This window comes from Streptomyces sp. AV19 (genome assembly GCF_015999245.1).
In the GTDB taxonomy this organism is placed as follows: domain Bacteria; phylum Actinomycetota; class Actinomycetes; order Streptomycetales; family Streptomycetaceae; genus Streptomyces.
The window spans coordinates 56280-76447 of record NZ_JAEAMR010000019.1; the positions used below are offsets into that span (position 1 = coordinate 56280).

The following is a 20168-nucleotide window of genomic DNA, read 5'->3' on the forward strand; positions in this document are numbered from 1 at the left end:
CGCTCGGCCCCGGGGGGCGGGGCGGGGCGGGGCGAGGGCCGGGCAGGGCGTCAGGTCAGCGGGCGGTGCGGAAGCGGCGGGCGGCCCACGACCGCAGCCGGTCGAAGCGGGTCGGGTGGGTGTGCCGCCAGGCGGTGGGCCACGCGCCGTCTACGGTCGGAAAAGCGCGGGACGCGCCGCACGTGCACGTCCATGCGTACGGCTCGGGGCGGGTGTCGTCACGGGTCGCGGTGACCGTGGCCGTGGTGCGGTCGTGGCTCCCGTGAAAGGTGCCGACCCAGAACTCGGTCTCCTCCAGCTGCGGCTTCATCAGATTTCCCTTCGGTGCTCAGTGGGTGGTGCCGGACGAGGTGCGATGTCGGCGCTGGAGCCGATGGACCGGCGCGGTGCTGTGCCGCGGGGGTCTGGGCGAGGTTCAGCGCGGACGGGAACGGCGCGCCTCCCGTGTGGGAAGCGCGCCGTTGTGTGACAGCAGCCAGGCGGCCTCTTCGCCGGTCTCCACCGGCCGGGCACCCAGGGCCACCTTCGAGGTCTTCCCTTCCTTGATCCGGTGGATCTTTCCTGCCTTTTCCAGCTTGTTCAGCACGTTCGCGAAGGTCGACTCCGCCACCCCGCAGGCGGCCTGCAGCTGGCCCCGCTCCACGTAGTCGATGTCGTCGGGGTCGATCTCGTCGCCCTCGTCGACCATGTCCACGTACATGGGGTCGGACTCGTCGCGGAGGGCGGCCAGGACCTTCTCCTCCGACGTCAGCTCCTTGGCCTTCGGGAGGTCGACGCCGGGGAACGACATGCCCGCCTCGCCGGTCCCGCCCTCGCCGTCCTTCTCCTCGAAGCCGGGGATGGGAGTCATGGCCAGCTCCTCCATGCGCGCTTGGTCGCCCCACCAGGGCACGTCGACCGGCGCCAGGATGTTCTCCGGCCGGATGTGGGGGGTGGCGTCCTCCAGGGTGTCGATGCGCATCATGCCCGCGCGCCCGCCCGGTGCCGCGACGTAGCCCAGGCCGAAGGTGCGGCGCGGGTCCGACTCCTCCATGGTCGGGTCGTACACCAGCGACTCGTCCTCTTCCACCCACACCGGCGGGATCAGGGAGGGGTCGATCCCCTCGAAGCCGGGGGGAAGGTCGCCCAGGTTCACCTGGTCGCTGTCGGTGCGCAGGATGATCCAGGTGCCGCCGGCCAGGAGGTTGGCGCGGATCGCCTGCTCTCCGCCCAGCTGGTCCAGGTTCACGGTCTGGTTGATCAGGACCCAGGGCATGCCCATGGAGCGGGTCAGGGAGGCGCCGTCCTTGACGATCTTCACTGCCTCCTTGCGGTTCTGTGCGCCCGGGGCCAGCATCTGGGCGGCCTCGTCCAGGATCGTGGCGCAGTACGGCCGCATCGCGGACGGCTCGAAGTTCTTTAGTTCCAGGCGGGCGGCTTCTTCGATCCGGTGCTGGAGGACCCACCAGGACAGCCGCATGGCGCCCAGGGCGCCGTACTGCGTCAGGCCGCTGTAGGCGGCCATCTTCGGGATCGCGGGGTTGCTGGCGCCCTTGGGGTCGCCGTAGATCTGAGCCATCTTGTTGGCGTGGTAGGCCAGGCTGATCATCTGGCCCGTGCCGCCCTTTCCGGAGCCGGTGGTACCGGCGATCACGACGTGGAGGGCGCCCAGCTTCGGGTCGAACAGCTGAATCCTCGCGGGGAAGCCGCTCACGATCTTCCCGATGTTGACCCAGCCGCCCGGGGTGGCATTCAGGGAGTCCAGGCCCTGGAAGTCGTGGCCGGCCTCCAGCGGGTTGTGGTCCATGATGCGGATGATCGCGCGCCGGGGGTCTCGCCGTCCCGGCTCGTAGGAGACGAGGTCGATGGAGCGGCGGAGCGCGCCTGCCAGCTCCCCGAGGTTGACGACGCGGGGGAGTGCGTCCAGGTCGTCGTCGGCCACGACGCGCGCCACCTGGCCGCCGGTGTTCTCGTCCTTGCCGACCTCTTCCAAGTGGGTCTTGGGCAGGACCCTCGCCTGGACTCGCTTCCAGGCGCCCTGGAGCGTGGAGGGGTCCAGCTCCGCGCGCTGGGTGTACCAGACGGTGAGGAAGACCTCTCCGGAGTGCGTGCCCACCTTCATGTCGATGTCCTCTGGGGGGCGGCCGAAGAGGGAGGAGACGGTCTCCTTCGCGACGTTGACGGAGTCGCCGAGCGCTGCGGTGATCCGGCCCTCCCAGCGGTCGGCGTAGATCACGACGTCGGACAGGACCTGGTTCTTGTGCCGGCCGTTCTTCGGGTCGCTGATCACGCGCCCCCAGGCCGCGATCATCTTGTCGGCCAGGGACACCGGGCCCGGGGTGCCGGTATTGGCCGGGGCGGCCTGCGTCGGCGCCTGCTCCGCCTCGATCTTCCGTCGGCCGAAGACGCGGCGAAGGCGCCAGCCGGTGAAGACGACCGCGGCCCACCAGCCCAGCGACAGGATCCCGGGAATGGTGGTCGGCTCGAGGGCGCCGGCCATCAGCGCGTCGGACGCCTCGGCTCCGCCCAACTGGCCCAGGGCCAGGCCCATTCCGGTCGTGATCGTGGAGATCCCCATGGTGTCGCGGTGCGCCCGCGCGATGTCGATCCCGGGGAGCTGGTTCGCCCAGCGGCCCAGGCGGTTCATGTAGTTGGCGCCGGCGAACGTCGCACCGACCAGGAAACCGGCCCCGGCGTAGGCCGCCGCGTTCGGGTCCAGGTAGGGGGCCAGGATGCCCGCCCCGACGGGGAGGACGATCTGGAGCGCCGCAGCGGCGCGCTCCGCCGGCTCCGCGTTCGGCACGGTCTTGATGGTGGTGGACATCGGGGGCTACTCCTGTCTGGATCCTGGGTGATCCGCAAAGGGCGCGGCCGGCCCGAGGGGTGCGATCCCCGGGCCGGCCGCGCCGGTGGTGGGTGGTGCTATTCCTGCTCGAACCAGTCGCGCGAGACCTTCTCCAGGTCCGTCACGTCGGAGCGGTCGAAGGCTTCCTGGAACCCGGCGTGGGTGGTGCGGGCCTGGTCGCCTGCCGCCTTCGCGGCCTTCGCGGTGTCGGCCGTCTTCGACGCGTAGGTGATCGCGCCGTCCGACACCCCGCGGATGATTTTCGCGAGCTCCTGGCACTCCGCCAGGGAGTCGCGGTCCACGCTCTTGGCGCCCAGCGCGTCCGCGTCGGAGGCGGTGTCGTCGGCCAGTTCCTTGATGTTCTCCGCGGCCTTCTTGACGCCCTCCGCGTTGCGGGCCAGGGCCTTCTCCTTGGCCTCGGTCTTTCGGACGAGGGCCTTGTACGTCAGCTCCGCCATGATCGGCACTCCCGTCTGGTCCTACGCGGCAGGCGCGTAGGAGCCCTTGTCGTTGTAGAAGCGGAGCTCGGCCGGCTTCGTCTCGTCGCTGTCGACCACGGCCTTGTACAGCGGCGCGTACCTGGTCCCGATGTTGGTCAGGACGACCTTGCACATCTCCGCCGCCCGCTTCGCGCGCTTGTGGAGTTCGGCGGCCTCCGCCGCCTGGGCCTTCGCCGCGTCGGCCAGCTTCGTCAGCTTCGCGGCCAGCTTCTCCCCGCCTTCGACGGCCTTCGCCTGCTCGGCCAACTGCTGGCAGTCCTTCGCCTCGTCCTCCGCCGCGGCCTCGAGCGACTTGCACGCGTCGGCCACCTTGATCAGGTGGTTCTCCTTGGCCTCCAGCTTGCGCTCGTACTGCTTGAAGTTGCGCAGCTCCTTCCGGCTGATCGACCCACGGGCGCCCTCCGTTCCCAGGGTCAGCGTGTTCGCGTCGATCTCCTTGACCAGGAGGGGCTTCACGTCCGTGCTCACTCCGTCGTCTCCTTCATCCGGCGGGGCGATGACGAGCGTCTGGCCGCTGGGCCCGGTGACCGTCGTCCCCTTCGGGTTGTCCTTCTTCGGGTCCTGCTGCTTCGCCTTGTGATCGGCGTGCGCCTTGTCCAGCCGCGCGTGCTCCTTGCCGTTCTCCTCCTTCTTGTCCTGGTAGCCGTCCTTCGCGCCCTTCGCGTACGCCTTCACGTGGTCGACCACGTTCCGGACCGCGGAGCCGTCGCCGTGACCGACCTCCCGCGAACGCTGGAGCGGGGTCCGGTTGTCGGTCCCGTTCAAGCTGTGGCCGGCCGCACCGTTCTTCCCGGCGCCGCCGTTCTTGCCGGAGGAGCCGCTCGAACCGGAGCCGCCGCCGCTCCCAGAGGAACCGCTCTTCCCGGAGCCGCCGCCGCTCCCGGAGGAGCCGCCCGAACCCTGGCCGCCGCCGCCCTTCTTCAGGTCGACCTTCGTGCCCTTGCCCTGGTCGGCCTTGTCCTTCGAGCTGCCGGAATTACCGCCCGAGGAGCCGCCCGACGTCGATCCGCCGCCGCTTCCGGAAGCACCGGCCTTCCCGTCCTTGCCAGCCTTTCCACCAGCTCCCGCGTTCCCCGAGGAGCCGTCCTTTCCCTTACTCCCGGAGTCCTTCGCCCCCTTGGGGCTGGTGTCCTTCGACGAACCTCCGCCACCGTTCCCGCTGGTGCCGCGCCCGCCGCCGGATCCGCCGCTCCCATTCGAGCCGGTCGAGCCGCGCCCGCCGCCTCCGGTGGCGCCGCCACTTCCTCCGCGTCCGGTGCCCGTGGAGCCGTTCCCGGTGGAATTACGGCCCGAATTACCGCCGCTATTGCCGCCGGAATTACGGCCCCCTCCACCGGCCCCTCCGGAGCCGCTTCGGCTGGGGAGTCCAGACGATTTCATGACCGTGGTGGTCCGGGTCTCTTTCACCTGGTGCGCACTGGCCCTGGCCTTCTCCAGATCCAGCCGCTTGTTCGCGGTCCCGCCACCCTTTGCCCAGCGGGTCGCGCCCGCCCGGATCAGCGTTTTGAACACACCCTCCTTGTGCCGGGCACCGGCCGCGTCGGATCCGGCCCCGGTCAGGTCCTCCGGGGTCTTGAACGACTCGCTGGTGACGCCCGGGGAGGAGCGGTCCACCACGCCGTCGGCGTCCGCCTTCGCGGCCGGATCGTCACCGTCCGGCCGGGCCCCGGCACCGGTCGCGATGACCGGTCGGGCGGGCTCCACCGCTGCCATCAGGGCGGCCATGATGCCGGTGTCCGCGGCGGGTGCCGACGCGGTGCTGGCGGCCGGCGCAGCGGGCGGATCAGGGGGTTCCGCGGGGGCCGGGGGCGCCGTATCAGTCGCCATCATTTCCTCACTCTCCGTGGTCGCCGGTGGTTCCTTACTCCTTACCTCTCAGCGGAGAGCAGCCGATCAGCCGGACCAGGGGAGTCCGAATGCGACGCTCTCCGCTAGGTAGGAGGGAGGGAGTAATTAATCACCGTGCGTGACTATGCGTCGACCTTCTTGCCCTTGCGTGCGAACACCGCGACGGCCAGGCCGCCGCCGACGACGAGACCCAGCAGGGCGGGGGAGCTGATCCCGCCGCCCCCTGCGTTACCGGCATCCCGGGCGTTGCCGGCGGCCTCCATGCCGGACGCGTCGGTGGCCTCGTACTGCTGCTTGCAGCCCGCCACGACGTCGCTCCTCGAGGGCGATCCGTACCCCTTGCCGATCAGGCCGGAGGAGTCCTTCACGCACTTGTCGACGGCCGCCTGGATCTTTTCGGCGGAGGCGGTCGCGGCCTTCTTGTCGGTGCTCGCCTTCTCGTTCCGGATCTTCATTTCCTCCAGCTCCAGCTTCTTCATCTGGATCTGGAGGGCGGCGGCCTCCTTCTCGTCCTTCGCGACGGCCGCCGAATGGACCTGGAACCAGATGGTTCCGCCGCCGACGATCGCCACCCCGGCCACCGCGATGGCGACCTTTCCCCGGCGGGTCAGACCGGCCTTCTTGTGCACGACCGGGGTTCCGTACGGCCCTTCGTCGGCGTACGGGGAAGCGTCCGGAGCACTGTTCCCGAAGGTCATTCCGGCCGCCATTCCGGCCTGAATTCCTTCGAATGCCCTCTCTTCGTCCGGTGTCATTTCAGTCTCCGTTCTTACGCGCCAGGTCAGAGGCCGCAGAGATGGTGGCCTCCACACCCCGGAAGGTATTGCTGGAAAGGTCGTTCCACTCCCAGAACCGCATGTTCACGCCCTGCCGGGCCAACTGGGACTGGAGGTAATTCACGGCCTTCCCCCGGTCGATCGTGGTGACGTGCCCGGTGGATTCCAGAAAGGTCTGGGCACCCCTGATGCACATACGTCCGGTGGGGGAGAAATCGAAGGACTGGCACCAGCCGTAGCGGGTGAGGACCTCGATCACCTGGACCAGGTGGAACGAGGGCTTCAAGGGGCGCGGCTCCTGCCAAAGCCCCAGGTCAGCCATCGCGGACCGGACCCCCTTGGGGATCAGTCGCTGGCCCCAGGTCGGGGGGTCCGGCGCCCAGATCTCCAGGGCCGGCGGGATGACCGCCGGCGGTGCCGGGCGGGGCGTCGGCGGCCTCGTCGTACGTGTGTCAGGCCCCTGGTCGGGGGCCAGCCCCACGGTCGTGGGTGCCATCATGCTCCTTGCTTCGCTCGTCGTCGGGGGAAGCCGAAGGCCCCCGCTGATTTCGTTTCAGCGGGGGCCTTCGTGGTGCCTGAAAGCGTTCAGGCACCACCGCCTCCGGACGTGCCGGAGACGATGGTGTTCGAGCGCTTCGCAGGAATCATGTGCTCACGAGTTACGTCAGGTACTTGTCCGCGTCCTCGGGACGGAGGAGGCCGGCCGTCTTCAGCAGCCGGATCGCGCGGGGCTGGTTGACGGAGAGCTCGGTACGAACGCGGCTGATGTTGACGAAGCCGTCCGTCTCGCGCGGCAGCTCTCGTACGAGCGGAAGGAGTTCGGCGTCCGTACGAGCGGGCGTGGCCGTACCGGTACGCCCGGCGATGGCCGTTCCGCTTGTACGCGGCCGGGCGTCCGTCGTACTGGTACGCGTGAGCAGAACGCCGTCGTCCGGGGTCGTACGGGCGGTGACCGTACTGGTACGTGCCCCGCCCTCGTACGCGGCGGCCCTGGTACGGCCGGAGCGCTCTGTACTAGTACGCGCGGCCCCGTTCGGGGCGGCCTGTACGCCGCCTGTACGGCCGCTGTACGCGCTGGTCAGGACCGCATTCGCTCCGGCCGGGGCGGGGTGGTGCGGGGTTCCGTGTACAGGCTCCGTACGAGCGGTGCCATGGTCCGTACGAGCGGGGACCGTAGGGGCTGACGCATCATACGAGTCCGTACTGGACGGGCTTGTACGGGCGGGCTGCGTACCGGCCGCGCCATCCGTACGAGCGGCCGTACCGGTACGTCCGTCCGTTCCGGTTGCCGTGTCCGTACCACCGTGTCCGTCCGTACCAGCGTCGTGCATGAGCGAGTGGACGCGCCAGATGACGGCCACGAAGATCAGCACGACGAACGTCGTCAGCCACCACGGAGCGGAGTGTCCCTCGGGGACGAGGTGCGCCTGCTCCGACAGGTGGAAGACGACGTTTGCCGACGCCATCAGCGCGAGCGCCGCCCCGATGTCCTTCTTGGTGCGGAACGCCGTGACGCAGTAGACGTCGATGGACACCGGCAGCAGCGGGGCGACGTACGGGTGGATGCCGACCATGCGGGCCAGCTCGTACTCGCCGGAGGCGGCGAGGCCGATGCCGGCGGCGAGCGCGATCCACGGCGCCGTCTTCCACGCCTTACGGCTGAGCTTGTGGTGCCAGTCGCGCCAGCGGGAGTTGGCCCGCTTGGCCTCGCGGGCCTCATCGAGCATCCGGCGGGCGCGGGCCTCGTCGGCCTGCGCCCGGTCGGTGATGCCCTTGGCCTTCTTCTCCGCCTCCGCTGTGATGCGGTCGGCCTCCTTCTGCGCGGCCTCCCGCAGCTGCGCGGCGACGGTCTTGACTTCCTCACGCAGCCGCTCGCGCTGCTTGTCGCACGCGGCCTTGAGCCCGGCGAGTTCGTCGGCGAGAGCCTTGCGTCGGGTGACGGCCTCCGCGTCGAACTGGTCGGTGAGCTTGCGCAGTTGCTCGCGCAGATCGGTGCGGGACTGCTCCGCCTCGGTGTGCGCGGCAGCCACATGCTGGTCGGCCTCGCGACGCCGGTCGTCGGCGGCCTTGACCGCGTCCGCGTACAACTGCTCCGCCTCCGCACGCCGGCCGTCGTACTGTTCGGCCGCCGTCTTGGCGAGCTGGGCGAACCGCTCGCGGGCCTGCTCGACCTCGCGCTGCGCCGCGGCCACCAGTTCGTCGGCCTGCTCCTGGGCGCGGGCGAGAATCGCGCTGGCCTCGGTGCGGCGCTGGTCGACCAGGGCGCCGATCTCGGTGAGGTCGGCTTCGGCCAGGCGCCGCAGCTCGGCAACCGCCGTGGCCGTGGCCTCGCGGTCGGTGGCGGCCAACTCGGTCAGGTCGTCGACCTGCGCACGGGCCTCCGCCACGAGGGTCTTGGCACGTTCACGGGCGTCGGCCAGAAGCTGGCCGGCCTCGCCGCGTGCCGCCTCCAGGTCGTTCTTCGCCGCCTCGAGCAGCTCGGTGCGCTTCGTCTCCGCGTCGGCGAGGACCTGCGCGGCCTCCGCCTGCACGATGTCGGCTTTCGAGGCCGCCGCGGTGGTGACCTCCTGCGCCTGGCGGCGGGCGCCGGCGAGCAGTTGCTCGGCAGCCGCCTTGGTGTCGGCCAGGACCTGGTCGGCCTCGACGGACGCCGTCGCCGTGACGCTGTCGGCCTCCGCGCGGGCGTCGGAGAGCAGCTGCTTGGCCTTCGCGTCGGTGTCGGCCAGGACCTGGTCGGTGTCGGCGGCCGCGGTGGTCGCGGCGTCCGCGCGGACCCGCTCGGCGTCGGCCTGCGCGTTGGCGAGGACGCGGGCCTGCTCGGTGGTGGCCGCCTCGGTGATCGAGGCCGCCTCCGAGCGGGCGCCGTCCAGGAGTTCGGCGGCGCGGGCCTGACCGTCGGCGAGGATGCGCGCGGCGTCGTCGGCGGCCAGGTCCCGGAGGTCGGCGGCGCGGTCGGCAGCGTCGGCCAGGACCGGGTCGGCTTCCTCGAACCCCAGCGGCGTCTCTTCGGGGGCGGCGGCCTGGGCAGGAACGGCTGCCGGGGCCGCCGGCGCCTTGGCGCGGCCGGCGGCTCGGGGCTTCGCCGGGGCGGTCTTCCGCCTGCGCCGGGTGGTGGTGTTGGCCACGGGGTGTCCTCTCTTTCTGGCGCCTCGTGCAAGAGGCCACCGCGAGTCGGCATCGGTCGGTAAGGTCGTGACCAGGCCCTCCGAGGCCCCGGCAGCTCGAATGCCGAGGACTCGGAGGGCCGTCTGCGTGAGCAGGTGGTCAGGGACGGGCGGGCAGCGCGCTGCTGTCCTGCCCGAGGTGCTGGCGCAGCCAGGCGACGGCGGCCGGGGTCATCGCCCCGGTGTCCGGCTCGCTGAGCAGCGCGGTGTCGATGTCGTGCATCGCGTCGGCCGGCGGGAGCAGCCGCATGTAGTCGGGGTCGATCCCGGCGCGGTGACGGTTGCCGCTCAGCTCTACCAGGTCGTAGAGGGCCTTGCCGGTGTAGGCGTGCCGCCAGGCCCGTTCCACCCGGGCGACGAAGGTGTGGCCGCTCTTGCCGAGCCAGAACCGTTCGGCGTCGCGGAACAGGACGATGTCGCCCTGGGTGTAGATGGTCGTCGGGCGGGTGGCCTGCGTCTGAGGCTGGGTCACGTGCTCTCCTCACATCGCGTGCACCGGCGCGGGGCCGGCGGGTCCGGACTGCCCGGCTCCCAGTCACCGCCCGACCCAGCCGCCGTGGTCGGCGGTCGGTGCGGGCGGATCAGGCAGCTGCCAGACCGGCTATCCGGCGAGGTCGACGACCACGCGGTCGCCGTCGGCACGCCGGCCGATGATGACCCGGCCCTCGCGGGCGGCGCGGGCGATGTCGGGGTCCGTGCCTTCGACCAAGTGCTCGTACGACTCGTAGTCCGCGAGGGTCCAGGCCGTGCAGTCACCGTGCCGGGAGCGGAACTGGGCGGGGGTCATCCGGCCTTCCTCGTGGGTGCAGCCATGGGCCGTTCCCTGACGGAGAGGGTGCGGTTCCAGGCCGAGGACGTGGGCGTGGCGGACGAGGATACGGGCGGTGTCGCTAACGGCGTCGGCCGGCACGGTGCCCGGTTTGGTGAGCAGGTCAGCGATGGCATGACTGGCCTGGCGTGCCTGGGCAAGCTCGCGGTGCAAACTGCGGATGGTCTCATCGCGCTCGGCAAGGAGGTTCTCGTAGATGTCTACCGTGCCCGCGTAGGTGTCGAGCATGCTCTTGGTGTCGTCGCACGGGTTGTGAGCTTCCTGCAGCGCGTGATCGCGCTGGCCGCCCCGGACGGTGAGGGCCTTGAGGATCTTGTTGCGGAGGTTGCGCATCATCGCGGAGGCTCCTTGGTGTCGGCATGACGGTCGAGGGCAGCTGCATCCACACGGCGTCGGCGCTCGGCTGCCCAGAGCTCCGCGCAGCGGGCGCTGCGGTGGGCGTCGGCCTGGTCCCGCAGGCCGTGCTGACGGAGTGTTTCCGCCGACAGGCTGCGGGCCAGAGCGCACGGGGCGGTCACGGCGTCTTCGTGGCGCGGTTGCGGGCGGCGCGGCGCTGGATCAAGCGGCGCTCGTCCTCGTGGAGACCGCCCCACACGCCGTACTCCTGGCCGGACTCGAGGGCCCACTGCAGGCACTGCTCCATGACGGGGCAGCGGCGGCAGACGGCCTTGGCTTCCTCGATCTGCAGCAGCGCCGGGCCGGCGTTGCCGATCGGGAAGAACAACTCCGGGTCCTCGTCGAGGCATTCGGCCTGGCGGCGCCATTCCATGGCATCCTCCATCTCGTGTTGTCAGGGGGGTATGCGGGGCCGCGGGGGCGGGCGTGAGGTGATCCCGGCCCTCCGGTGCAGCGTGCGCGCCGTCGGCGGGCTGACCTTCCTCGCACCCGCCCCCTGCGGCGGTGGGATGAGTTGTTCGGTCCCGGTGGCGCTGGATCGGTTGCTCAGCGCCGGTGCCGGAGCGCGTTGTTGTAGGCGTCCTGGAGCCGGGCGAGGCGCTCGTGGAGCGGCGCGCCGGCCTTGCACGGTTTGCTGTTCTGGCAGGACTCGCAGTTGCTGGTGTGTTCGGTGGAGTCCTGGAAGGCGCGCATGTAGCGCTGGTAGAGGTCGTTCTTTGCGGTCATCGGCCGCTGTTCTCGGACTGCTTGTTGGCCTCCGCGACCTTCCGCGACAGTTCCGCCCGCTCTTCGTCGGTCAGCGAGGTGATCACAGGGTCACCCCCTGCCCGGCCGTACCGCGGACGTCGCCGGCCTCGCGGACCAGGTGGTCGGACGTAGTCCACACGGTCCCGACCGCGAACGGCTCGGCGCCCGGCTGCAGCACGTCCTTGACGATCAGGGCCCACTGCGCGCAGCGGCGACGGAGCAGTTCCCGGGCCTGCCGCGGGTCGCGGATCAGGGCCAGGACCTCGAACATGCCGTCCTGGTTCCGGTAGATGGCGCCCCTGCGGCGCGGGCCGATCTGGTCGTCGATGACCCGTCGGAGCGCTTCGAGGGTCGCCGGGTCGGCCTGGGTGGCGGGGAGCGGTTGTGCCATGCTGACGGTCATCTGGATCTCCGATCAGGTCCAGTGCGTGAGATCAGCCCCCAGGGACACGCATCCCTGGGGGCTGCTGACTGCCGCACGAGCAGCCACGACCGCCTCCGTCCGGAGAACAGGTGGGGGCGACCGTGACCGTTCGTCAGCCGTCAGTGGCCGACAGCCGCGCCAGCCAGTCGGCCCACCTTGGCGACGTGGGCGTCCTGCTCCGTGATCAGGGTCTGGGCCTGGCCCGCAATGGTGTGGGCGTCGTACTCCCCGCGGTAGTCCTTGCCGTAGTAGTCGCCGGGCGCGATGTGCCAGTCCTTGGCCTCCGGGTATCCGGCGGCCACCAGGGCTTCGTCGAAGCCCAGCATGTGCTCGTGGAAGTTCCGGTCATGGACTTCCGCGATCTCCTGAGCGCGGAGGTCGAAGGCAATGGCCGCGGTCAGGTAGGCGTCCTGGGCGTCGACGAGGCGGGAGATGGCGGCGGTCCACTCCTTGGCGGCCTCCGGGTCGCGGAGATACGCGAAGGCGGCCTCCACGGCGCGCTTCGCCTGGCTGTGCGCCTTCCACCGGTCCCCGGTGTCCTTGACCACGTCCTTCAGCTCCGCGACGTGGGCGGCGTTGCGCCACTCGATACGGGCTTGGCGGTAGACCTCCGACAGGAAGAAGCGGGCCTTCTCGCGGAGGTCGTATTCGTCCTCGTTGGACTCCGTGCGCCCGGCGTCCTTGTCGACGTGCCGGTACGCCAGCCTCGAGTCGTCCCAGTAGCGCTCCGGCTCCTCCGGACGGGCCTCCCGGCCTGTGAAGGGCTTGAAGGTGTAGCTGTTACCCCAGCCGGAGGGGTGGGGCTCCACCTTCTCCAGGTTGGCGGGGAGGTAGGGGGCCAACCGCACATTGAAGATTTCCTTCAGTTCGTCGGCGGTGACCTGGAACGTTTCGCCCAGCATGTGATTGCTCCTCATGGATTGCCTGAGATGTCGAGCGGCTGTCGTACGAGCAGCCACGGCCCCGGCCGCCCCGCTGTGTTCGGGGTGGCCGGGGCCGTAGTCGTTCGTGCGCTGCGGAACTACCGGCTGAGCTGCTCCGCTTTCGTGGCGAGCAGCGTGATCGTGCTCAGCAGGTCGGCCCGCTCGAACGGGCCCAGATGCGGGCCGTACTGCTGGAGCGTCGCCTCGAGTGCGTCGTGGACCCGCTGGACGTCAGCTCGGCGTACCGAGTCGGCGGTCGACGCCCACTGGAGCTCGCGCAGCAGCCACAGGCCCTGCTCCCGCTGCTCCTCCTGTTCCTCACGGACGGTGAGCGCGGCGCGGCGGGCGGGTTCGGTCCGCTGCTTGTGTGCGAAGAGGTGCGCGAGCCGAGCGCCGTCGGTGCAGCGGCTTCGGCCGGGCCGCTGGCAGACCACGCAGCCCTGGCAGTGGGACTGGTACAGCCGGAGCGCGGCCTTCGCGTCCAGGAGCGGCGCCACGATCTGGGTGACCGCCGGGGCAACCGTCATCCTCGGCTTGCGCATGACGCGCTTCGAACGTCGGCCATCGGTCTGCGCAACACCTTCCTCCAGGCGGCGCCGCCAGCGCTCGATGTCCACGTCGAGGACGACCAGGCGAAAACTGCCGCGGCAGCGGCGCGGATCCTTGGTGCCGGCCTTGTTCGTGTGGTGCACGACCAACTTGGTCTTCGCCTTCGACGTCGCGGCGACGTGGATCGGAACCCAGGTCCGGCAACTCGGGCAGACCAGTGACAGGCAGGCCGGTCGGAGGTCGTACTCGTGCGGCTGGAGGCTGGAGATGACGAGGGCGGGGAGGTCGCTGACGGCGCGGGAACGGGTCCGACGCTGGCGCGGCCGGGCGGTGGTCTCAATTTCGCGGAGCCTTGCAGGCATGGGGAACTCCTCACGAACGGGAGGGGCAGAGGTCGCGGGTGCTCTCTCCGTCCGTCAGGGCCCACGGCGAGCCGGTGTCCTGACGGGCGGACAGCGCATCTGCGCTGCGACGTGCACACAGCAGTCACGGACCCGGAGGAGTTGGAACTGCCTCTGAAACTCCGGGGCCACCGAGGGTGGCGGCTGCTGCGAGGGTGCTACAGGCGCACAACGTGTCGATATAGCGCCCGCAACCGGTCTGTTTAGTGCCCTAAACTCACCGGCTGCCCACACCGTAGACCGCACTGCAGCGCGCGTCAACCACCTTGAACTGATGCGGTTTAATGAGGTAAACACGACCCTGGAGGGAGGCGCGCATGGAGCAGGAACGGCTCGACGGGGACCTGTCCCCGCTGAAGGAGCAGCTCGACGCCGCTTTCGACGTCACCTTGTCCCGGTTGAAGGAGTTGTCCGACCCCCTGGAGCGGGCCAAGGCTGCGCACGCCCTCGCTGGCCGGGTACAGGACCTCTACGGGGCCGAGTTCCAAGTCGTCCGCAACGAGGCGATCAACGAGACGCTGCGTGTGGGCAAACTGAACAGCACCCAGCTGGCAGCACAACTCGGTATCAGCAAGGGGCGCGTGAGCCAGCTCGCCAAGGGTGCTCCGCCTGAGCGCCTGTTCCTCGGTTCGGGCAAGGTGATCGTGGCCCTCGCTGAGAAGCTCGAGGATGGCAAACTGCAGGACGGCCAGGACAAGCCCCTGCAGGGCCCTGTGATCGCCACCGAGGACGTCCAGACCTATGAACGCCTCCGTGATCTGGCCGAAGACGTCGGCCTCGAGATCACGTTCGAGCGCATCCCCCGTGGGGGCAACGTCCGGCTCAACCGCAACAACTTGATCGTGATCTGCGGCCCCCGGCTCTCGCCTCTGATCGAGCAAATCCTTGAGAGCGACCCCCACCTGCGGTTCGGCAGGGACGATGAGGGCTGGCACCTCGTCGACCGGAACACCGGCAAGGTCTACCGCTCGCCCATGGACCGCGGCGAGAACGCCGACATCGCCTACTTCGGCCGGCTGCCCCGGCCGGACGGCCAGGGGACCTTCCTCTACATCGCCGGCATCCACGCCCGCGGCTCCGGCGGCGTCGTCCACTGGCTCAACACGGAGCTGGCCAACGTGCACCGCGAGCTCAAGGCCAAGCGGTTCTCGACTCTCGTCTCCAGCCGGTTCGACCCGGAGACACTGGAGATCGTCGAGAGTGCGCGCATCACGCCGTTCTACCGCCCGGAAGGGGCATGACGTGCAGGTATCCATGGCGTCGGCCCAGGGCGCGGGCGCTGCGAACGAGGACTCCGTCCACGTCAGCCCCACCGGCGTCGTCGTGCTGGATGGCTTGTCCGCCCCACAGGACCTGCCCATGGGCTGTATCCACGGCACTCCATGGTTCGTGCGGCAGCTCGGCGCACGCCTGATCAACTTGATCGGCGACAACGCGGTCGCGCTGCGCGAAGCGCTGCGGACCGCCATCGCCGAGGTCAACGACCTGCACCGTGGCACCTGCGCGCTGGACCAGGATGCCGTCCCGGCCACGACCGTCGTGATGGTCCGGGAGCGGGACGACGTCCTCGACTACCTGGTGCTCTCCGACAACGTGTTGGTGCTCGACCTCGGCGACGAAGGCGTCCAGACCGTGACCGACAAGCGGGTCGAGGAGGTCGCCGGCGAAGAGATGCGCGCCGCCCTCCAAGGCCCGACCGGCACCCCCGAGCACGCTGCCCGGGTCTCCGCGCTCGTCACCGTCCAGCGTCAACTCCGAAACCGACCGGGCGGCTACTGGGTGGCATCAACCAACCCGGCCGCGGCCGATGAAGCAATCACCGGCACTGTCGAGCTTGGCCAGGTCCGGCAGGCCGCGCTGCTGACAGACGGCGCGAGCCGCCTCGCCGACAGCTTCGGCGCCCTGAGCTGGGTGCAACTCCTCGACCTGCTACGCACCGAGGGGCCAGCGGCCCTCATCGCCCGCACCCGAGCAGTCGAACTCGCCGACCCGGTCGGCGAGCGGTGGCCGCGGTTCAAGCAGTCCGACGACGCAACCGCCGCGTACGTCCGCTGGTCTGCGAGGAGGATGGCCCGATGCTGATCACCACACAGCCGCATGCCCCCCTCGCCGCCCTGGAGTTCGGAGGCTGCATCGGTGACGGTTCGTCTGAACATGCCGGAGGAAGCGAGAAGACCCGCCACGCTACAGTTCCGAAGATCGCTCCGGTAATGTATCTTTCGTCGTGATGTTGATGTTGGCTGGAGGTCTTGGATGTCGGATCCGCTGCGGCGAGTTGACGCCCTTGTGGATCGGGAAATCCTGCCCTCGCCACGAGTTCGCCAGCAGCTCCGCGTCGCCGCCGGCCTGTCGCAGACTGAAGTCGCAGAGGCGATCGGCGTCAAGAGGCTGGCCGTTGCCCGCTGGGAGTCGGGAGAGGCCCACCCACGCCGTCCGCATCGCGGGGTGTATGCCCACCTGCTGCGACGGCTGGCTGAGAGATACCCCAACGCGGCACGCGATAGCGAGGAGGTCAGCGCTGAATGATGTCCCTCTCGACGCTCGACTGCAAGTCGACCCCGCAATTCCCCGCCGACTTCGCGTGCTGCCGCGCTGCGCGCCGGGGCTTTTTCGTACTTCCGGGTACCCCGACCAGCCCTCCGCAGAGGGGGTCGGGATGACCTAGGTCTGGGGCGGCTTCGCCGCCGGGGCGCTCAGCCACTGAGGTGATTCGCACTCACCTCGGCCAGCGGCCCAACTGTCTCCGGAGGGTTTCGCACGCCCTCTGAAGGGATTGCCCGCCCGGTTCGCACCCGGTCGAACAGTTCATTTTCTGGTTCGCCACGAACCAACGAAGACCACGAGGGCCTTCGTCATGCCCTCACGCGTAAGGAGAGGAGCGCTGCCATTTTGCACTACCTCTTGGGGGCCTGTCAGCCCCGGCATGTCCGTTTGGCGCGGAATGCGGCTTCGTGTGCGTCACATCTCCGTCCGACGAGTGATCGCGCACCGGCGCAACAGCGCCAGCTCAGCGCGCCCGGCCGACCGCACGCCCCTGTCTCTCGAACTGCGCCCCCGGCCGGATTTCTTCGGAGCAGGGCTCGGTTGTCCGCAGCACCCCTGGCCCTCGCACCTGTCCTTTCCCCGTTGCTCCCTTTGACCGTCCGTTGCGCGGCCCGGGGTAGGGCGGTGAGCGCGGTGATGGCGAGTGCCGCTGCGGTGATCCGGAGGCCCGTCCCGCGGGGCGGGACGGGAGTCAAGGTTCCTGTCCGCCGGGCGGGAGCTCTCGGGGTTCTGGCTGCTGCTTGGGCTCTGTCCACAGGGGGCCTGCGTAAGGCTGCCGGGATGATCTTCGAGCAGCTGTTCACGTCCTCGACCGCTACGGCGGTGGGCCGGTGAGCGCCGTAGCGGCGAGGGACGCTGCGACGTCCTGTGTGCCTGCCGCCCGGCGCCCACGCCCGCGGCTGGTCCCTGTGCAGGCGGGTCCGGTTCCGTCGCGGGGCCCTGGCCACCCGCTGGCCCTGGGGCGTGATGCCCGTGCACGACTGGGCGGTGCGGTGCGCGCGCTGCTGGACGTGCCCGGTCTGGAGGGTGCGTCGGACGCGGCGCGGCTGGCGGTGGTGGTGCTGGCGTCACGGACGCCGTCGGAGACCGGCGTGGTGGAGATCCGTACGGGTGAGCTGGGCCGGTGGCTGGGACTGTCGGCGTCGCACGTCGCCTCCGCGGTGGTGCCGGTGCTGCGCCGGTCGGGCGTGGTGTCGGTGGAGACGGCGGAGGGCGAGTACGGCCAGGACGACGGCCTGGAGTGCCAGGTGCTGCCGCTGTGGGCGGCGCAGGACGTTGTCGGGCACCCGCTGAATCTCGCGAAGAAGGAGTACGCGACGCTGCTGCGGCTGCTGGAGGCCGTGATGGCGCCGGGCTGGACGCACCGGGACGGCTCGGTCACTCTGGCCGGTCTGATCGGTACGCGTACCGGTCGCGGCGCGGCGACGGACCGTCTCGCGCTGTTGCTGCTGGTGCTGGAGGCGCGGGAGACCGGGCGGGTGCGGCAGTGCGGCGGGACGGTGGACACCAAGCGCGGCCGGGCCGCGGCGACGGTGGCCCGGCTGCTCGGGTGCACGGCGTCGGCGGGGGAGCGGGTGCTGGAGCGTCTGGAGGCCCGGGAGCTGGTGCTGCGGGTGCGGCAGAAGACGGGCTCGGGCATGGCGAACCGGTCCCGGCTGATGGTGCCGGCGGTCGCCGCCGCGCACGGCCGTACGGTCGCCGACGACGTCCAGGAGGACCGTACGGAGGCCCTGGAGCCCGAGTTTTCAGACCCCGACGTTGCGGCAGGGCCTGTCCAGGCGCCGGACTTGACGACGAAACCCCAGGTCAGCGGCGCGGCGGTGACGGATGAGGCTGCTGTTGCAGAGCCCGACGTTGCGGCAGCCCTTCACACTGACCACCCTCACCTGGGTACTCCCGTCGTTACCCTGCAGCTCTCTGGTGGCTTTTCCGGCGAAGGCCGTGGGGCTGAAGGCCGTCGGCCGGAGCGCGCGTGCGCGGGCGAGGACCAGGCCGCCAACGGCGGAAGCGCCGTTGCCGGGCCCGGGTCGCCGGTGGCTGAGGGCGGCCCGCTTCGCGGGGAACAGCCGAAGGAGTCCCCGGTCGATGAGCAGGTGGGGCAGCGCACTGCCCGAGCTGGTGCCGGTGGCCGGCCGAAGGCTATGGGTGGTGGAAAAGCGCAGCAGCAGCGGAGGGTGGGCCTTCCGGCTGATCTTCGTCTGCGGGTGGCGCTGGGGCCGGTGGCGTGGCTGTGGGAGCGGCTGTCCGGGTGGCAGCAGGACCAGGTGGAGGCGGCTGCGAAGACGGAGCTGGCCCGTCTGGAGGGCCTGCTCGCGCTGCCGGGCGGTGCGCCGCGGCTGCTGGCCGACCGGCTCACCGACCGCCTGGAGGAGACCGGCGGCGAGGCCCTGGTCACCGGCCCGTACGGCTGGCTGATCCGGCGGGGCCTGGTCCAGCGGCCGTCCTGCACGGATCGGCGCTGCGACGACGGGATCCGGCTGGACACCGGGACCGGGTGCGAGAACTGCCAGAACGTCATCCACCTCCGCCGCGCCCGCCGGGCCCGGATCGGCGCGGACATCGACCGGGAGCTGCCCGGCCTGTCCGACGGCGAGCGTCGGCGCGTCCTCGAGGAGCGGCTGCGCGAACAGGCGGCCATCGAGGCGGAGGACCTGGCGTGGCGCCGGGAGCAGGCCCGCGAGCAGCAGGCCCGCCGGGATGCCGCCCGTGCGGCAGCGGCACTGCGGGCGGAGGCCGAACGCGCGGCCGCGGCCGCCGCCGACGCGGTGCGAGCGGCCCTGCCGTGCGAGGACTGCGGGCGGCAGCGGGCGGCCGGGCTGTGCGAGCGCTGCGACCACCGCCGTCAGACCGAGTCCCTGATCGGTGAGGCCGGGCTCTTCGCGGCGGCCTGGTCCGCTGACCTGGCCGACGCGGGCAGTGTCGCGGCCGTCGCCGCCCAGGCCCGGACGGCCATCGGCGACAGCGTCGCCGCCGCATGGCAGGAGTTCCTGGCAATCACCGACGTAGCCGCCCTGGAGGCCGACCCGGAGGCAGCGCAGGACGCGTACGCCTTCGCCGCGCTCCAGACCGCGCAGCAGGCCGTTCAGGAGTACCAGGACACCGCCCTGGCGATGCTGGGCCGGACCGAAGAAGCCGAAGCGGAGGCCCGGCGGGCGTACACGACCGAGCAGGGCCGCCGGTGGTTCAAGCACAACCCGAACGGCGCCGACGCCATCGCGGCCGCGACCAAGGCGGCCGACACGGCCCGCGAGCGCGTGGCCAAGTACCTGCTCGTGACACGGCTGGAGCAGCTGCGCGAGCTCACCGCGCGCCCGCTGGACGGCGACACGGCCTCGGCGGTGATCGCATGACCGAGCTGAGCGGCGTCGACCTCGCGCGCCAGGCCCTGGTCGCCGCCCGGGAGGCGGCGAAGAAGAACGGCGCCACCAGCAAGAAGCCGAAGCGGCGCACCACCACGGTCGCACGGCGCGACGGGCGCGAGCCGCTCGGGCTCGGCGCGGCGATCGGCTTGATGATGACCGAGCGCGGCATGGTCGCCCCGGCCGCCGGCGGCAGCGTCCTCGCCCGGTTCGACGCCATCCTCGCCGCGGCCGTGCCTGAACTCGCCGGGCGGGTCCAGGCCGTGAAGTTCGACGCGGACACCGGCCGCTTGGACGTCGTCCCCGACGCTCCGGCCGTCGGCACGAAGCTGCGCTGGAGCACACCGAAGCTGATCGCGGCGGCCAACGAGACCGTGCCGAAGGCGAACGTCCGCGCCCTGCACATCCTGGCGCCCGCGCCCATGAAGGCCGGCCTCCCCGCGGCGGCCGCCGACCCGGCCCCGCAGCCGACCGCACCCGCCGCGCCGGTGGAGCGCCGCACCCCGCCGGACGGCTACCGCCGCGCGATCGAGGCACACCGCGAGGCCGCCCGGCCGTCCCGGGTGGACCCGGCCATCGCGGCGGCGGTGGAACGGCAGACCGCCGCGATGCGGGAGCTGTCCCGCCGGGCGTTCCCCGAGCCCGCCGTCGTCGCGGACGACGCGCCGACCCCGATCGAGCAGGTTCACCTCCAGCGCCGCCGCCAGGCCGCAGCGACCGAGGCGGCCGCACTGCGCCGTGCCCGCGCCGAACGAGCCAGGGCGACCGTGCCCTCGGCACCTGGCTCTCGACAGGTGACGGGAGAGGTGGCGTGAGCCGGTACCCTGATCAACCACCTTGGACATGGGCAGTTCGCGCCCTGCCGCCCGTTCGGGCCGTGGCTG

The 20168-nt window shown here is 70.9% G+C and carries 20 protein-coding genes; 6 read left to right on the forward strand and 14 right to left on the reverse strand.

The features are described 5' to 3' along the window. Positions 1-55: 55 nt before the first annotated feature. The 14 genes from I5Q34_RS26665 to I5Q34_RS26730 all read right to left on the reverse strand — a co-directional run bounded on the left by I5Q34_RS26665 (position 56) and on the right by I5Q34_RS26730 (position 13342). Complete coding sequence (locus I5Q34_RS26665; RefSeq protein ID WP_199894989.1) at positions 56-310, reverse strand: hypothetical protein; 255 nt, start codon at positions 308-310, stop codon at positions 56-58. A 105-nt stretch (positions 311-415) separates the two neighbouring features. Beyond that, entirely contained in the window at positions 416-2803 is a 2388-nt protein-coding gene (locus tag I5Q34_RS26670) for a hypothetical protein (protein WP_234429594.1), read from the reverse strand. Between the two features lie 98 nt (positions 2804-2901). After that, positions 2902-3282: a hypothetical protein gene (locus I5Q34_RS26675; protein ID WP_199894990.1), complete on the reverse strand. Its 381-nt coding sequence runs from the start codon at positions 3280-3282 to the stop codon at positions 2902-2904. A gap of 21 nt (positions 3283-3303) precedes the next feature. Next, complete coding sequence (locus I5Q34_RS35085) at positions 3304-5049, reverse strand: hypothetical protein (RefSeq protein ID WP_234429613.1); 1746 nt, start codon at positions 5047-5049, stop codon at positions 3304-3306. Between the two features lie 245 nt (positions 5050-5294). Next, complete coding sequence (locus I5Q34_RS26685) at positions 5295-5882, reverse strand: hypothetical protein (RefSeq protein WP_199894991.1); 588 nt, start codon at positions 5880-5882, stop codon at positions 5295-5297. A 46-nt stretch (positions 5883-5928) separates the two neighbouring features. Next, entirely contained in the window at positions 5929-6234 is a 306-nt protein-coding gene (locus I5Q34_RS26690; RefSeq protein ID WP_234429595.1) for a hypothetical protein, read from the reverse strand. 373 nt (positions 6235-6607) lie between these two features. Next, the gene (locus tag I5Q34_RS26695) at positions 6608-9073 is read right to left on the reverse strand and encodes a hypothetical protein (protein ID WP_277965792.1); all 2466 of its coding nucleotides are present in this window, start codon (positions 9071-9073) and stop codon (positions 6608-6610) included. Positions 9074-9212: 139 nt separating this feature from the next. After that, entirely contained in the window at positions 9213-9584 is a 372-nt protein-coding gene (locus tag I5Q34_RS26700; protein WP_199894992.1) for a hypothetical protein, read from the reverse strand. Between the two features lie 129 nt (positions 9585-9713). Continuing rightward, positions 9714-10277, reverse strand: coding sequence for a hypothetical protein (locus tag I5Q34_RS26705; RefSeq protein ID WP_199894993.1), 564 nt, complete (start codon positions 10275-10277; stop codon positions 9714-9716). Between the two features lie 178 nt (positions 10278-10455). Beyond that, positions 10456-10710, reverse strand: a complete 255-nt coding sequence (locus I5Q34_RS26710) for a WhiB family transcriptional regulator (RefSeq protein WP_199894994.1) — start codon at positions 10708-10710, stop codon at positions 10456-10458. 173 nt (positions 10711-10883) lie between these two features. Beyond that, positions 10884-11063 carry a hypothetical protein gene (locus I5Q34_RS26715; protein ID WP_199894995.1) on the reverse strand — a complete coding sequence of 60 codons (180 nt, stop codon included), beginning with the start codon at positions 11061-11063 and terminating at the stop codon, positions 10884-10886. 82 nt (positions 11064-11145) lie between these two features. Then, positions 11146-11475: a hypothetical protein gene (locus tag I5Q34_RS26720; RefSeq protein WP_199895033.1), complete on the reverse strand. Its 330-nt coding sequence runs from the start codon at positions 11473-11475 to the stop codon at positions 11146-11148. Positions 11476-11627: 152 nt separating this feature from the next. Beyond that, positions 11628-12410 carry a hypothetical protein gene (locus tag I5Q34_RS26725; RefSeq protein ID WP_199894996.1) on the reverse strand — a complete coding sequence of 261 codons (783 nt, stop codon included), beginning with the start codon at positions 12408-12410 and terminating at the stop codon, positions 11628-11630. A 119-nt stretch (positions 12411-12529) separates the two neighbouring features. Then, positions 12530-13342 carry a hypothetical protein gene (locus I5Q34_RS26730; protein ID WP_199894997.1) on the reverse strand — a complete coding sequence of 271 codons (813 nt, stop codon included), beginning with the start codon at positions 13340-13342 and terminating at the stop codon, positions 12530-12532. 356 nt (positions 13343-13698) lie between these two features. On the opposite strand from I5Q34_RS26730, the gene I5Q34_RS26735 reads away from it, so the two are divergent. The 6 genes from I5Q34_RS26735 (at position 13699) to I5Q34_RS26765 (ending at position 20099) form a co-directional block, all read left to right on the forward strand. Further along, complete coding sequence (locus tag I5Q34_RS26735; protein ID WP_234429596.1) at positions 13699-14622, forward strand: sigma-70 family RNA polymerase sigma factor; 924 nt, start codon at positions 13699-13701, stop codon at positions 14620-14622. A gap of 1 nt (position 14623) precedes the next feature. Continuing rightward, positions 14624-15463 carry a protein phosphatase 2C domain-containing protein gene (locus I5Q34_RS26740; protein WP_199894998.1) on the forward strand — a complete coding sequence of 280 codons (840 nt, stop codon included), beginning with the start codon at positions 14624-14626 and terminating at the stop codon, positions 15461-15463. Continuing rightward, entirely contained in the window at positions 15457-15609 is a 153-nt protein-coding gene (locus I5Q34_RS26745) for a hypothetical protein (protein ID WP_199894999.1), read from the forward strand. Before I5Q34_RS26740 ends, I5Q34_RS26745 begins: the two co-directional genes overlap by 7 nt. A gap of 25 nt (positions 15610-15634) precedes the next feature. Then, entirely contained in the window at positions 15635-15907 is a 273-nt protein-coding gene (locus tag I5Q34_RS26750) for a helix-turn-helix domain-containing protein (RefSeq protein WP_199895000.1), read from the forward strand. A gap of 1010 nt (positions 15908-16917) precedes the next feature. After that, positions 16918-19275, forward strand: a complete 2358-nt coding sequence (locus I5Q34_RS26760) for a hypothetical protein (RefSeq protein ID WP_277965793.1) — start codon at positions 16918-16920, stop codon at positions 19273-19275. Beyond that, positions 19272-20099: a DciA family protein gene (locus I5Q34_RS26765; protein ID WP_199895001.1), complete on the forward strand. Its 828-nt coding sequence runs from the start codon at positions 19272-19274 to the stop codon at positions 20097-20099. Before I5Q34_RS26760 ends, I5Q34_RS26765 begins: the two co-directional genes overlap by 4 nt. The last annotated feature ends 69 nt before the right edge of the window (positions 20100-20168 follow it).